14 protein-coding genes are annotated in these 14408 nt (G+C 60.8%); 11 read left to right on the plus strand and 3 right to left on the minus strand.

Going from position 1 to position 14408, the window contains the following annotated elements; genetic code table 11:
• Positions 1-14 precede the first annotated feature (14 nt).
• The 5 genes from IEY47_RS11315 (at position 15) to IEY47_RS11335 (ending at position 5099) form a co-directional block, all read left to right on the plus strand.
• Positions 15-1238, plus strand: coding sequence for a uroporphyrinogen-III C-methyltransferase (locus tag IEY47_RS11315; protein WP_188983333.1), 1224 nt, complete (start codon positions 15-17; stop codon positions 1236-1238).
• Entirely contained in the window at positions 1235-2515 is a 1281-nt protein-coding gene (locus tag IEY47_RS11320; RefSeq protein ID WP_188983334.1) for a heme biosynthesis HemY N-terminal domain-containing protein, read from the plus strand. Before IEY47_RS11315 ends, IEY47_RS11320 begins: the two co-directional genes overlap by 4 nt.
• A 161-nt stretch (positions 2516-2676) precedes the next feature.
• Positions 2677-3168 carry a disulfide bond formation protein B gene (locus IEY47_RS11325; RefSeq protein WP_188983335.1) on the plus strand — a complete coding sequence of 164 codons (492 nt, stop codon included), beginning with the start codon at positions 2677-2679 and terminating at the stop codon, positions 3166-3168.
• A 291-nt stretch (positions 3169-3459) separates the two neighbouring features.
• A complete protein-coding gene (gene rsd, locus IEY47_RS11330; RefSeq protein WP_188983336.1) occupies positions 3460-3945 on the plus strand; it encodes a sigma D regulator in 486 nt (161 codons plus the stop codon).
• Between the two features lie 161 nt (positions 3946-4106).
• Entirely contained in the window at positions 4107-5099 is a 993-nt protein-coding gene (locus IEY47_RS11335; RefSeq protein ID WP_188983337.1) for an AlgP family protein, read from the plus strand.
• Positions 5100-5159: 60 nt separating this feature from the next.
• Here IEY47_RS11335 and IEY47_RS11340 read toward each other — a convergent pair whose 3' ends face one another.
• Positions 5160-5615, minus strand: a complete 456-nt coding sequence (locus tag IEY47_RS11340) for a TIGR02444 family protein (protein WP_188983338.1) — start codon at positions 5613-5615, stop codon at positions 5160-5162.
• A gap of 76 nt (positions 5616-5691) precedes the next feature.
• Between IEY47_RS11340 and IEY47_RS11345 the strand changes: the two genes are divergently transcribed.
• From IEY47_RS11345 to IEY47_RS11360, 4 genes are read left to right on the plus strand one after another with little or no spacing between them, the layout of a single operon-like run.
• Positions 5692-7608, plus strand: coding sequence for an ATP-binding cassette domain-containing protein (locus IEY47_RS11345; RefSeq protein WP_188983339.1), 1917 nt, complete (start codon positions 5692-5694; stop codon positions 7606-7608).
• Complete coding sequence (locus IEY47_RS11350) at positions 7608-8150, plus strand: mechanosensitive ion channel family protein (protein WP_188983340.1); 543 nt, start codon at positions 7608-7610, stop codon at positions 8148-8150. Before IEY47_RS11345 ends, IEY47_RS11350 begins: the two co-directional genes overlap by 1 nt.
• A gap of 11 nt (positions 8151-8161) precedes the next feature.
• Positions 8162-8794, plus strand: coding sequence for a LysE family transporter (locus tag IEY47_RS11355; protein ID WP_188983341.1), 633 nt, complete (start codon positions 8162-8164; stop codon positions 8792-8794).
• Complete coding sequence (locus tag IEY47_RS11360) at positions 8794-9243, plus strand: YaiI/YqxD family protein (protein ID WP_188983416.1); 450 nt, start codon at positions 8794-8796, stop codon at positions 9241-9243. Before IEY47_RS11355 ends, IEY47_RS11360 begins: the two co-directional genes overlap by 1 nt.
• Positions 9244-9496: 253 nt before the next feature.
• Here IEY47_RS11360 and elbB read toward each other — a convergent pair whose 3' ends face one another.
• Both elbB and IEY47_RS11370 read right to left on the minus strand, forming a co-directional pair.
• Complete coding sequence (gene elbB, locus IEY47_RS11365; RefSeq protein ID WP_188983342.1) at positions 9497-10150, minus strand: isoprenoid biosynthesis glyoxalase ElbB; 654 nt, start codon at positions 10148-10150, stop codon at positions 9497-9499.
• A 130-nt stretch (positions 10151-10280) separates the two neighbouring features.
• On the minus strand, positions 10281-10835 hold the full coding sequence (locus IEY47_RS11370) for a DedA family protein (protein WP_188983343.1): 555 nt from the start codon (positions 10833-10835) through the stop codon (positions 10281-10283).
• Between the two features lie 230 nt (positions 10836-11065).
• Between IEY47_RS11370 and hemB the strand changes: the two genes are divergently transcribed.
• Together hemB and ppk1 are read left to right on the plus strand one after the other, a co-directional pair.
• On the plus strand, positions 11066-12079 hold the full coding sequence (gene hemB / locus IEY47_RS11375) for a porphobilinogen synthase (protein ID WP_188983344.1): 1014 nt from the start codon (positions 11066-11068) through the stop codon (positions 12077-12079).
• Positions 12080-12096: 17 nt separating this feature from the next.
• The gene (ppk1, locus tag IEY47_RS11380; RefSeq protein ID WP_188983345.1) at positions 12097-14286 is read left to right on the plus strand and encodes a polyphosphate kinase 1; all 2190 of its coding nucleotides are present in this window, start codon (positions 12097-12099) and stop codon (positions 14284-14286) included.
• Positions 14287-14408: the final 122 nt, after the last annotated feature.

The following is a 14408-nucleotide window of genomic DNA, read 5'->3' on the forward strand; positions in this document are numbered from 1 at the left end:
CAAAGGAAGGTTACGTGAACGAAACGCCACCCGAGAAGAACGATCATTCAACCGCCCCTGCGGACGAACCCAAACTCAACACGCCGTCACCTGACCCCATCGCTCCGCCCGTGACGGCGGAACGCCGTTCGGGGAATGGCCTGGCCCTGCTTGCATTGCTCGTGGGCGCCGTGGGTATCGCCGTCGGGGGTTGGAGCGCCTGGCAGTGGCAGCAGGTGCGTGACGGCTCGAACACACAGCAGACCGAAATCGCCCAGGCGATCGACGAGGCGCGTCGCCTTGCCGGCGATCAGGGGCAGCGTAGCGAGCGCTTGGAACGTCGTGTCGAGGCACTGCCAACCGCCGATCAAATGGCGGAACAACAGCGCTTGCTGATGACGCTGCAGGGCAATCAGCAAAGCCTTGCGCAGGGGCTCTCTCAGGTCATGGGTGAAAGCCGTGAGGCTTGGCGTCTGGCCGAGGCCGAACACTTGGTCCGTCTCGGGATGCTGCGGCTTTCCGCGCTTCAGGACATCAACAGTGCGACGGCCTTGCTGCAGGCCGCGGACGACATCATCCGCGTGCAGGACGATCCACTCGCGTTTGCCGCCCGCGGTGAATTGATCAAGGCGTTGGAGGCATTGCGCAGCCTGCCCAAGCCCGACCGTAATGGCCTGTATCTGCAATTGGCGGCACTACGCGCGCAGGTCGACGACCTTCAGGCGATGGCGCCTGAGTTCGTCGTCGATGAACGTTCGCGCGCGGTGGCGATGGACGGAACCACCCGCCCATGGTGGGACTGGCAGCGGTGGCGCGACACGCTTGCTCAATATGTGCGCCTTGACCTGCATGCGGACCAGGACATCCGTCCACAGCTGGCCGGTCAGACGCTATCCCAGGTGCGTCTGACATTGTCGCTGGCGATGGAGCAAGCGCAATGGGGCGCCTTGAATGCGCGTCAGGACGTCTACGAGGGCGCGGTCAAGCAAGCACGCGAGGTGCTTGAGCAGTATTTCGATGCGCGCAACGCCAGCGTGCAGTCGCTGCAGCAGCGGTTGGGCCAGTTATCCGGCCAGATCGTCGAGGTGGAAACGCCTGATTTGCGTCCCGCGCTGACGCGTCTGGAAGCCTACGTACGCCAGCGCGGGCGAGACGACGCTGGCGTCGATAAACCCAATGGCGCCGATATGCCGGACGCCGACGCGCCGGGCGAGGACAGCGAGCAGCCAGCCGAACAGCCTGCGGAGAATGGCGCATGATCCGGGTATTGGTGATCGTTCTGGTCCTTGCTGCGATCGCAGGTGCGTTGGGTTATGCCATGAGCCTGCACAGCGGCTACGTCCTCATCGCCTACCAAGGGTTTCGCTACGAATCGACGCTCTGGGTTTTTCTGGGCCTTCTCGTTGCCATTCTGGTTGCGCTGATCCTGATTCGATGGCTGTTGCGCGCGCTGTACGTCTCTGGCCGGACCGTCAACCCGTGGTCGCGTTATCACCGCGAGCGCCGTAACCGTAAAGCGGTCGAACAGGGCATGCTGGAGTTGTCGGAGGCACGTTGGCAGAGCGCACTCGGGCACCTCAAACGTGCCGCCGAATCTGACCCCCAGCCTCTTTTGCTCTACCTTGGCGCGGCCCGCGCAGCGAACGAGCTTGGACAGGTCGAAGAGCGCGACGCGTTACTGGAGCGTGCGCTGGAGCGCCAGCCGAAAGCGGAACTTGCTATCGCGCTGACGCATGCGGAGTTGCAGGAAGATCACGGCGACGCCCACGGTGCCGTCACGACACTGGAGGCCATGCGTCAACGCCATCCCAGTCACCGCCATGTCTTGCGCCAGTTGGCCCAGGTCCATCAGCGACGTGACGATTGGCCTGCGGTTATCGAACTGTTGCCAGCGCTACGTAAGCAGAAAGTGCTAACGGGTGACGAGCTGGCATTGCTCGAACGCCAGGCGTGGCGTGGACGTTTGGAAGGTCTACTCGGGCAGACCGCTACCAGCGAATCCCCAGCGCGGTTGATCGACGCATGGCGCGAGTTGAGTCCGGCGCTGCGAGAAGACACGGAGCTGGTCGTGCGCTACGCCGCTGCGCTGCATCGAATGGGCGCAGACGATGAAGCCGAGCCCGTCCTGCGACACGCCATCCAGGCGAACTACGCAGGGCCTCTAGTTGAGCTCTACGGCGTGTTGCTGACGCGCGATCCTGCAGCGCAGTTGAAGGTTGCCGAGCGCTGGTTGCCGCAACATCCATCCGACGCTGTATTGCTGCGCTGTCTCGGGCGGCTGAGCCAGAAATGCCGCCTCTGGGGCAAGGCGCGGGACTATCTCGAAAGCAGCCTGAGCTTCGATCGTCAGCCAGAAACCTGTGCGGAGCTTGCTCGATTGCTTGCTCAATTGGGTGAGGACGTGAAGAGCCAACGGTTGTTCGTCGAAGGGCTCGAGCTTTCGGATCGGCGTCTGCCCGCGTTGGTCACTACGGCTCACAGCGGTGCGGTAATCCGTGCCGCAACAGTGCCCGGCGCGACGATTGCCCGTAACTGATTTAGCGATGACGTCTTAGGTATCAAGAACCTGCCTGCGCGCCCTCCTGGCGGAGGTGCGCGAGATAATGGATGATGCCGAGCCTTCGAGGCGCGGCGTGTCCGCTTGAAAGCGTCGCATGGTTTTTTTACCGTAAAGCCTCTTCTTCAGTCGGTGATCCAATGCCTTTAGCCGGCCCGCCGTTGTTGTTCCTGCTCGGATTGCTGGTGTCCACGGCGATCCTGGGAACAGCGTTTTATCTCGAGCACGGGATTGGGCTCGCGCCTTGCGCGCTTTGCCTGATACAGCGTGCATGCATGGCCGCTTTTGCGGTGGCCTGCCTCGCGGCTGTCGTGCATCGACCTAAGGCCTTCGGCCGGCGTATCTACGGTGCCGTGGCACTGGCGTTCTCATCGTTCGGAGCGTTCAGCGCGGGTCGTCAGGTGTGGTTGCAGAATCTGCCGCGTGAAGGTTCATCCGACTGCCTCATGCCGTTGGAACGCATGCTGGACGAGATGACATTCCCTACCATGGTCAAGGCCATCTTCGACGGCTCGGCGGACTGCCTGCAAGTGAATTGGAGCCTGTACGGCATGAGCGTTGCGGAATGGAGCCTGCTGGCATTTGCAGGTTTCATGCTGCTGTCTGCTTTTCAATTGCTACGCCGACATTAGGTGCAGTGCGTCTGGGTGGCTGAGCCTTGCGTTACGGCCAAGCCGGGGCAGATCGCCAGCAATCTGATGGAACAACCGGTTCCATGCCGTGTTCTTATTTTTTGCCGACTGAGGACTTGCATTGTCGAAAGCAGGTTTCCGACGGCCAGTCTTGTGGGCTGGATGGACACCGGCTTACTCTCCGGATGTCTTGAAACTCGTATGCGGCGTGCCATGCAGCGCGTCGTGGCACCCATGGCGGCCGGTTTGATCCGGTGTGTTGCCGATAATTTGTAGGGGAGTGAGGTCAACATGCTCAATAGCTGCGAGAACGTTCAAGAGCGCTGGGGCGGAGTCAATCAGTTGGTAGATCGCTGGCTTCACGCACGGCATGAGCTGATCAAGGCGTATGCCGACATGAATGACAAGGCCGAAGTAGAAGCGACCACGGCAGAGAATCAGCGTGAATTTTGCGGCATCCTGCTGGACTACGTCTCAGCGGGCCATTTCGAAGTGTACGAGCAGTTGCTAGGTGAAGCCGAAGCCTTCGGTGACACGCGCGGTATCGACTTCGCCCATCAAATTTATCCCCGTATCGAAGCCAGCACCGAGGCGGTTCTTGCCTATAACGATGGCTGCGAGGCGCGCGCGTCCAATGCGAATGCGCAAGCCCAGTTCAAGCGTCTCGGTCAGATGTTGCAAGAGCGCTTCGAGCTCGAAGACTGCTTGATCGAGGTGCTGCACAAGGCGCACGAGCAAGCACAGACCGCACCTGAAGCCCCCACCGCATCGGCCTGATCGTCATTGTCCCATGCGGTCGTTTGACTGAAATGGGGCCGCACCGTTTTTCGAGCGGTGCGGCGTTCGGTGCCTATGCTTGTTGAACTCGCGCGCGACCGCTTTGCGATCGTCATCTGTGCTGACTAGTATGGGGGCCTGTTTCAGTCAGGAGGCTCGTTATGTCAGCCAAAAAGAAGTCGTCGCCCGTCGCTACACCGCTTCATCTGCTGCAACAACTCTCACAGAGCCTGATCGACCATTTGGATGAGGCCTGCTCATCGGCACTGACCGATGCGGAAAAACTACTCGCCGATCATGAAAAGCAGCGCGGCAAAGCCCAAGAGAAGTTGCAGAGTGCGCGCGAAAAACTGCAAAAGGCCACTGATGCCGGTAAGGCCAAAGCGCAGAACAAAGCATCCGGGAAGGTTGCCGAGCTCGAACCGCTGATCGCAGATCTCAAGACCCGCCAGGAACAAACCCTCACGTACATCGCGCAGCTCAAGCGCGACGTGCAGGAGACCCGCTCGCTCGCCAAAGGCATCGAGCAGGTTCAACTGGCCGCTAGCAAGGCATTGGTCGACCGCGATATGCCCGCCGCGAAAAAGAAGGCGGCGACCGCACCCGTTGCGAACAACCGCAAAGTGGCCGCTAAGACATCCCCGAGCAAAGCCTCCACTACGTCAGCCAAGCCGCTTCCTGCCGCCAGAACGACGCGCAAGCCCGTTACCGCAGCGGCGACGACGGCTCCAGCTAAACCAGCGAGTGCGCCGGCTAAAGCCAAGCCCACTGCCGCCGCTAAACCTCCCGTAGCAGCAAACAAGGCAACTCCTACGAAAGCGCAGCCGGTAAAAGCGAATAGCGCGGCGAAGAAGCCTACGGCGTCTAAGCCTGCGTCCGCTGCCAAGCCTGCTGCTGCCAAGACGCCCGCGGCCTCGAATGGCACAGCCAAGCCCGCTACAAAACCCGCTGCCGCCAAGAAACCGACGACGCCGGCCAAGCCTGTCGAAGGTGACACCGCGGTACCGGCGTTTACCACGCCTGCGTTAAATCCGGCTGCCGCCGTTCCCGCGGCGCGCAAGCCTGCGGCCAAGCCCAGTACCCGCAAAGCGCCGGTCAAGAACGTCCCCGTTAACTCGGTGGACACGTCGGACACGCCTGAAAAGCCGTCCTGATACGTGTGTATTCTGACAGCTCGGCATTGGCTGCCGGGCTGTAAGTGCGGGACGTTCCGCTTACGCACCGCCACGCAAGCGTTCGATCAGGCGTTGCGTGGCTGCGTCATCACGGGCGATCTGCGTTGCGCTTGTGAGCCAGTTGGGCGAAGGCGTTCGGCCTTTCGGCCATGACGCGGTCGCTGTCTCCAGGCGCTCCAACAAAATACGTTCACCGTCGAGTTCGAGGCGTTTGAGCCGTTCACGCAGCGCGCTCAGCGCGGTGTCCTCGCGTGCGCCTTCCTTCCAGTCACGTCGGATGCGCCGCAACGGGGCGATGACGTGGTCCTGCCACGAGGACGCGATGCCTTGCAGCGATGCGAAGCGCGCGGGCTCGAAGGGCGTACCGTTGGCGAAGAGCCATGCGCAGCAGAGCAACAGGCACACGTCCACGCCGCGCTCCTGAAGCGCGAGGCAATCCGCCTCGACGCCAGGCCGAGCGTAAAAATCCAGTGCGAAATCCCACAGTTTCAGCATGCCTCGTATTCCCCTCACGCGCCCCTAAGGACGTTAGATACGCCCTTGGGCCAACCTGATAAAATCCGCGCCCACTATGATCCGACTTCAGAATCTTACGTTACAACGGGGTCCGCAGCGCTTGCTCGAAGGCGCGGAGTTGACCCTGCACGCGGGCCAGAAAGCAGGCCTCATTGGTGCCAACGGCGCGGGCAAGTCCAGTCTGTTCGCCTTGCTTCGTGGGCATCTTGGACCAGATGCCGGCGATTGCCAGATGCCTCCTGATTGGCGCATTGCACACATGCGGCAGGAGGTGGACACGCTCGACCGCCTAGCGGTGGATTACGTTCTAGACGGTGATCTCGAGCTGCGGCGCATCCAGGCCGCGCTGCAGGCTGCCGAAGCCGCCCATGACGGTACTGCGCAAGCACGGCTGCACAGCGAGTTCGACAGCGTCGATGGCTACAGCGCCGAAGCACGTGCGCGCAAGTTGCTCGCCGGTCTGGGTTTCGACAACGCGCAAATGGATCGCCGCGTCGGTGACTTTTCTGGCGGATGGCGCATGCGCCTGAATCTTGCCCAGGCACTGATGTGCCCCTCGGACCTGCTGTTGCTGGACGAGCCGACGAACCACCTCGATTTGGATGCCATCCTGTGGCTGGAGGGTTGGCTGCGCAGCTATCCCGGGACGTTGCTGCTGATTTCTCACGACCGTGACTTCCTTGATGCCGTTGTCGATCACATCGCGCATCTCGAGCAGCGCAAGCTCACGCTCTATCGCGGCGGCTACTCTGCGTTCGAGCGTACTCGGGCAGAACGGTTGGCCCAACAGCAGCAAGCGTTCGAGAAGCAGCAAGCGCAACGCGCGCACATGGAAGATTTCATTCGCCGTTTCAAGGCGAAAGCCACGAAGGCGCGCCAGGCACAAAGTCGCATCAAAGCGTTGGAACGGCTGGAGGAACTGGCGCCGGCTCATGTCGACTCACCGTTCGATTTCAGCTTCCGTGAGGCGGACAAGGTCTCCAGCCCGTTGCTCGACCTGAGTGAAGGCGCACTGGGTTATGAAGGCCGCGCGGTACTGGAAAAGGTCAAGCTACAGCTCGTGCCGGGGGCGCGTATCGGCCTGCTCGGCCCGAACGGTGCAGGCAAGTCGACACTGATCAAGACCTTGTCAGGCGATCTGGCGCCGGTCGCGGGAGCGTTGTCCCGGGGCGAAAACCTCGTCGTCGGCTATTTCGCCCAGCATCAGCTGGATGCCCTGGACCCGGCAGCGAGTCCACTCTTGCATGTTCAACGGATCGCGCCGGGTGAACGAGAGCAAACATTACGTGATTTCCTTGGGGGGTTCGATTTCCGAGGTGAGCGGTGCGATGAGGCGGTGCGTAATTTTTCCGGCGGAGAGAAAGCGCGGTTGGCACTGGCGCTGATCGCATGGGGTAAGCCCAATCTGCTGTTGCTCGATGAGCCGACCAACCACCTTGATCTGGAGATGCGCCTTGCCCTGACGATGGCGCTGCAGGATTTCGAGGGCGCCGTTCTGGTGGTGTCCCACGATCGACATCTGCTCAAGAGCACGACGGACCAGTTTTTCCTCGTGGCCGAAGGGCGTGTCCAGCCATTCGATGGCGATTTGGAAGACTACGCGCGTTGGCTCCTGGATCACCGTGCGCGGCAGTCATCGACAACGTCTGCGGTTGCCGAGAGCGAAGGCGAAAAGACGGACAAGCGCGCACAGCGCCAAGCTGCGGCGTCCCTGCGGCAATTGCTCGCGCCTCACAAGCGCAAAGCGGACAAGCTGGAAAAAGAACTGGGGACCGTACAACAGGCGCTTGCCGAAGTCGAAGAGCGTCTGGGTGAGGCGGGCCTGTACGAGGCGGCGCGCAAGGACGAACTCAAGACGCTGCTCAATCAGCAGGCGGGATTGAAAGGCCAGGAAAGTGAGCTCGAAGAGGCCTGGCTGGTTGCGCTCGAGGAACTCGAGGACTTGCAGCGCCACTTAGAGGAGGCGAATTGATGGAGCGGTACGAGGAGATCCTGTTGGCTTGGAGTGTGCCGCTGGTTCGCTTCGGCCAGGTGCTGTTGATTCTCTTGTTGGCGTGGCTAGCGCAGCGCGTGGTAACGCGCGCAATAACGCGCCTTGGGCACCGTTATGCGTCGTTACCGCGAGAAGTGCTGCTTCCGCTGCGGGGCGTCCTGCGATGGCTGATTCTGGGCAGCGCATTCATGCTGGTGCTGGAGCGCTTTGGCGTTTCCGCGCAGGTGCTGTGGACGGCGCTTACCGGCTTCGCGGCAGTAGCGGCGGTGGCGTTTTTCGCCATCTGGAGCGTGCTGTCGAATATGTTCTGCGCGGTGTTGATTTTTTCCATGGGCCCGTTTCGGCTGGGCGATACCGTCGAGGTGGTCGACACCGCCGATAAGCCTGGCATCAAGGGCCGCGTCATTCTCATCAACTTGTTCTACGTCACGCTGGAAGATGTCTCCGAAGAGGGCGCTGGTGCGTTGGTCCAGGTGCCTAACACGTTGTTCTTCCAGAAGGCTGTCCGGCGCTGGCGCTGAGAGAGGGCTTTATGTCTTTTGCAAATTGGCTGCCGTATTTCCTTGCATGCTGGGTCATCAGCATTTCGCCCGGTGCGGGCGCGGTTGCGTCGATGGCAAGCGGGCTGACGCTTGGTTTTCGGCGCGGTTACTGGACCGTTCTGGGGTTGCAGCTCGGGCTAGTGTTACAGATTGCCATCGTCGCGGCGGGTGTCGGTGCGTTGATCGCGACCTCCAGTCTGGCATTCGCTTTCATCAAATGGTTCGGTGTGGCGTATCTGTTGTTTCTCGCTTACCGGCAATGGCGCGCCCCCGTTGTGGACGTCGATAGCACGCAGGCTGCACCCGTGTCGGATCGCGCTTCGGCGCTCGTGCTGCGCGGATTCCTCATCAATGCCAGCAATCCGAAAGCGACCGTGTTCATGCTTGCCGTGCTGCCCCAGTTCATCCAGCCGCAGTTGCCGCTTTTGCCACAGTACGTGGTCATCACCGTCACCATGGTCATCGTGGATATGATCGTCATGGCGGGGTACACCGGGCTCGCTGCAAAGGTGCTGCGCCTGCTGCGGTCTCCGCGTCAGCAACGCCTCATGAACCGGACATTCGCCGGTTTGTTCGGTACCGCTGCGTTGTTGTTGGCCAGTATTCGCCGAGCGGGTGCTTGATGCGGGTATGGATCGACGCGGATGCCTGCCCGAAGGCGGCCAAAGACCAGGTCGTGAAGTTCGCGCTCAAGCGCAAGTTCGAGGTGGTGCTGGTGGCGGGGCAAGGGCAAGTCAAGCCGCCCTTCGTGTGTGTTCGCCTGATCGTGGTACCCGCCGGCCCGGATGCCGCGGATGATCATTTGGTCGAGCACGCCGAGCCCGGGGATCTCGTGATCTGCAGTGATATTCCCTTGGCTGATCGCTTGGTGAAGAAGGGCGTCGCAGCCCTCGATCCACGTGGCCAGGAGTTTACCGAGCGCAACATGGGTGATCGTCTGGCGACGCGGAATCTATTCACCGACCTGCGTGAGCAGGGGCAGGTCGGTGGTGGTCAGGCGGTTTACGGTGAAAAGGACAAGCAGGCGTTTTCCAATGGGCTGGATCGCGTGCTGACGAGGTTGATGCGGTAGGTTGAAGGATTTGGGCGATTCAACCTTCGAAGGCGTCGTGGCGGCAATTGCGTTCGCGGGCAAGCGGATCGCCGCCCGGCCCGCTCCTACAGAGGATATGTGTTACCTACGTTACGGTAGATGACCACGGTTCTGTAGGGCATGTAGGGGCGGTCGGGCCGCGATCGGTCGGGCCGCGATCGGTCGGGCCGCGATCGGTCGGGTCCGCTAAGGCGACTGAAGTCGCCCCCTACAAGAGTCCCCCTACAAGGCGTTAGGCTAATTCCAGCACACGATCTACGAGCTTGGTGATGCCGCTCGCGGCTTCGCTGATGGACTTCGCCAGCATATAGGCAGGCGTCGTCACCAGCTTTCGGTTGGTATCTTCGACAATCCCGTCGACGTCGCACGGCTTGTGTACACCGCCCATTTTTTCGATGGCTGCCGCGGTGTCTGCGTCGTGGCCGATGGTGCATTCCACGCCTTCACCGAAGATGCGTGCGGACATCGCCGGGGAGATGCAGATCAAGCCAATCGGTTTACGCGCGTCGGCGAATGCCTGGGCCAATTGCAATACGTCGGGCTGGACGCTGCAATCGGCGCCTTTGATGGCGAAATCACACAGATTCTTCGCGGAGCCAAAACCGCCGGGGACGATCAGCGCATCGAAGTCTTCCATGCGCGCCTCGCGAACGTCCTTGATCTCGCCCCGCGCGATACGGGCGGCCTCGACCAGGGTGTTGCGCTTTTCCGGCATCTCTTCACCGTTAAGGTGGTTGATCACGTGCATCTGTTCGACGTTGGGCGCGAAGCACTGCACTTGCGCACCCTGCTGGTCGAGGCGCAGCAGTGTGAGCACGCTTTCGTGGATTTCGGCGCCATCGTAGACACCGCAGCCGGACAGGATGACAGCAACGCGTTTGCTCATGACGGGTTCCTCTTGGATCTTGGAGAGATGTGAATGGCTCCGGGCGGGTAGCTCCCGGCGGCTAGCCCCAGTAGGTGCCCGATAGGCCACGTGACACATTCGAACGCACCCGGTAGCGCGCGTTCGGCGGCTATTCGCCCGAGTCGCGTCGTCGTCGGTACAGCCAGACCAACAAACCCAGCAGGACCAGTGCCCCGAGGAGATACATCTGGTAGAGATGGAAATCTTCGATCACCGCGGTCAGCGCGTAGCCCAGGTTGTAGCCGATCGCGCCGAGTGCCACCGCCCAGATGATGGCCCCGATGCCGTCGAGAACGAGGTAACGTCGCCAGGAATAGCCGGACAATCCGATGACGATGGGCATGACGGTACGCATGCCCCAGAAGAACCGAAAGCAAAGCACCCAAAGATCCGGGTGCAACGCTAGGAGCGCCTGTGCTTTATCGCCTAGCGCACGCCAGCTAGGGCGGCGGGCAAGGATGCGACGGCCATGCCGCCGACCGAGGAAGTACCAGAGTTGATCGCTAGCGAAGGTGCCGACGAAGACACAGGCAACGACCCATTCGATTTGCAGGTAGCCCCGAAAAGCGAGGAAGGAAGCCAGCAGAATCGACATTTCGCCTTCGAGGAAGGTGCCGAGTACGACGGCGGGGTAGCCTGCCTGCTGGAGAAGCTGTTCGAGCATGGATACGACCGGGTGAGGTAGGCGAGCAGTCTATGCTCTGGGGCTGGCGAGGGAAAGCCGAAGGCGAATCCAGTCATGTCCAGGTCGCATTGCGATCGTTCTGGAACCGGCGCGCAATGGAGAGATGTGACGCGTGGTCGCATCGGGGAGTCGGTTAGTCATCATTTGTTCATAATCTTGAGTTACATGTTAACGCACTGTGCCTGTGTATCGGGCCTTGGGAGTCTGCCGTGAGTTTTACGCCTGCGAATCGTCTGTTTCCGGCCACCCGCCTGCGCCGCAACCGTCGTGACGATTTTTCCCGAAGACTGGTTCGTGAGAACGTCCTGACCACTGACGACCTGATTCTTCCGGTCTTCATTCTCGACGGTGACAATCGTCGCGAACCCGTTGCGTCCATGCCAGGCGTGGAACGCTTGTCCATCGACCAGTTGCTTATCGAAGCGAAGCGCTGGGTTGAGTTGGGCATCCCGGTGATCGACTTGTTCCCTTTCATTCCCGTCGAACGCAAATCCCTCGACGGCGCGGAAGCCTGGAACCCGGATGGATTGGTTCAGCGTGCGATTCGCGCATTGCGCGAGCAGTTCCCCGAGTTGGGAGTGATGACCGACGTCGCGTTGGACCCCTACACCACCCACGGCCAGGACGGCATCATCGATGACGAGGGTTACGTTCAGAACGACATCACTATCGAAGCGCTGATCAAGCAGTCTCTGTCCCACGCCGAGGCGGGCGCGCAGGTGATTTCGCCGTCCGACATGATGGACGGCCGTATCCAGCTGATTCGTGAGGCGCTGGAAGTCGCAGGATTCGTGAATACTCGCATCATGTCGTATTCGGCGAAGTACGCGAGTGCCTACTACGGTCCGTTCCGCGATGCGATCGGCTCGTCAGGCAACCTGGGCAAGGGCAACAAGTTCAACTACCAGATGGATCCCGCCAACACGGACGAGGCCCTGCATGAAGTGGCGGCGGACTTGGCCGAAGGCGCTGACATGGTCATGGTCAAGCCCGGCATGCCATATCTCGACGTGCTGTGGCGGGTAAAGCAAGAATTCAAGGTGCCGACGTTCGTCTACCAAGTCAGCGGCGAATACGCGATGCACATGGCCGCGATCCAGAACGGCTGGCTCAGCGAAGCGGTGATCCTGGAGTCGTTGACAGCCTTCAAACGAGCGGGTGCCGATGGCATCCTCACCTATTTCGCCGTGCGTGCGGCTGAACTGATCAAAGAGGGGCAGTGAGCCCTACGGGACCTGTAATGAATACCGAAGGACTTAGCGAAACTACGCTGCAACAGAGCCTGGCCGAGGTCGAAACACTCGTGGAGGTGCCGCCTCCGGCATTGCCGGAAGCGCCTCTGATCGTCTTGCCGAGCGTGGACGACAGCAGCCTGTATCTCAACCGCGAGCTGTCGCAGCTGCAGTTCAACATCCGCGTGCTTGAACAAGCGCTGGATGAGTCCTATCCGTTGTTGGAGCGGCTGAAGTTCTTGCTGATCTTCTCCAGCAACTTGGACGAGTTCTTCGAGATTCGCGTCGCTGGTCTCAAGAAGCAAATCAATTTCGCCCGCGAGCAGGCCGGTGCTGATGGTCTGCAGCCGAGCCAAGCCTTGGTGCGCATCAGCGAACAGGTTCACGAGCAGGTGGATCGGCAGTACCGCATCCTGAACGATGTGCTGCTGCCGGAGCTGGCCAAGCACCAGATCAGCTTCATCCGTCGTCGCTACTGGACGCCCAAGCTCAAGCTGTGGGTGCGCAAGTATTTCCGCGAAGAAATCGCGCCGATCATCACGCCGATCGGGCTCGATCCAACGCACCCGTTCCCGCTGTTGGTCAACAAGAGTCTGAACTTCATCGTCGAGCTCGAAGGCATCGACGCATTCGGCCGTGACTCGGGTCTGGCGATCATCCCGGCGCCGCGGCTGCTGCCGCGTGTGATTCGGGTGCCGGAAGAGATTGCTGGCGCGGGCGATAACTTCGTGTTCCTGTCGTCCATGATCCACGCGCATGCCGATGACCTGTTCAATGGCATGAAGGTGAAGGGGTGCTATCAGTTCCGTCTGACGCGTAACGCCGACTTGTCGGTGGATACCGAAGATGTCGATGACTTGGCCCGAGCGCTGCGGGGTGAGCTGTTCTCGCGTCGTTACGGTGATGCGGTGCGGTTGGAAGTCGTCGATCAATGCCCCAAGCACCTGACCGATTATTTGCTGAAGCAGTTCGGCCTTGGGGAGCCGGAACTCTACAAGGTCAGCGGGCCGGTGAACCTGACCCGCCTGTTCAGCATTACCGGCCTCGACAGCCATCCCGAATTGCAGCACCTGCCGTTCACGCCGACGATTCCCAAGCTGCTGCAAAAGAAGGAAAACCTGTTCGGTGTCCTGGCGAAGATCGACGTGTTGCTCCTGCACCCGTATGAATCCTTCACGCCGGTGATCGACCTGCTGCGCCAGGCCGCGAAGGACCCGAACGTCCTGGCGATCAAGCAGACCTTGTATCGCTCGGGCGCGAACTCCGAGATCGTGGATGCGCTGGTGGAAGCCGCGCGTAATGGCAAGGAAGTCACGGCGGTCATCGAGCTGCGCGCGCGGTTCGACGAAGAGTCCAACCTCCAGCTCGCCAGCCGTTTGCAGGCGGCAGGGGCGGTGGTGATCTATGGTGTGGTCGGCTTCAAGACGCACGCCAAGATGATGCTGATCCTGCGTCGCGAAGGTGCCGAGTTGCGTCGTTACGCGCATTTGGGAACAGGTAACTACCACGCCGGTAACGCCAAGCTGTACACCGACTACAGCTTGCTGACTGCCGATGTCGCGCTCTGCGAGGACTTGCACAAGCTGTTCAACCAGCTTATCGGCATGGGCAAGACGTTGCGCATGAAGAAGCTGTTGCATGCGCCATTCACGCTGAAAAAGAACCTGTTAGAGATGATCAACCGCGAAGCCGCGGCCGCTACCGAAGGGCGCCCAGCGCAGATCATGGCTAAGGTCAATTCCCTGACCGATGCAAAGGTGATCCGTGCGCTCTACAAGGCCAGCCAGGCGGGTGTGAAGATCGACCTCGTCGTGCGCGGCATGTGCTGCTTGCGTCCGGGTGTACCGGGCGTTTCCCACAATATCCATGTGCGCTCGATCATTGGTCGGTTCCTGGAACACAGCCGGATCTACTATTTCCTCAACGGTGGCGACGAGAAGTTGTACCTCTCGAGCGCCGACTGGATGGAGCGCAACCTGGATAACCGCGTGGAGACCTGCTTCCCAGTGGAAGGCAAGAAGCTGACCCAACGGGTGAAGAAGGAACTGGAAATGCACCTCAGCGACAATACGCTCGCCTGGGTGCTGCAACCTGACGGTAGCTACGAGCACCAAACGCCGGCTGGCAACCAAAACACGCGCAACTCGCAGACGACCCTGCTGGAGCGTCTGAGCATGCCGGTACTGAGCGTCAGGTAGTCAGTTTCTGGTGATGATATATCGGTGAATACTCCCTCGCTCCCACGGGCGGTGGGGGTGGGGCGGGGCTTGAGTTTGGGCACCGCTCATATTGTGGGAGAGAGCCATGCTCGCGATGGATT

Source organism: Pseudomonas matsuisoli (genome assembly GCF_014647635.1).
Lineage (GTDB): Bacteria > Pseudomonadota > Gammaproteobacteria > Pseudomonadales > Pseudomonadaceae > Pseudomonas_P > Pseudomonas_P matsuisoli.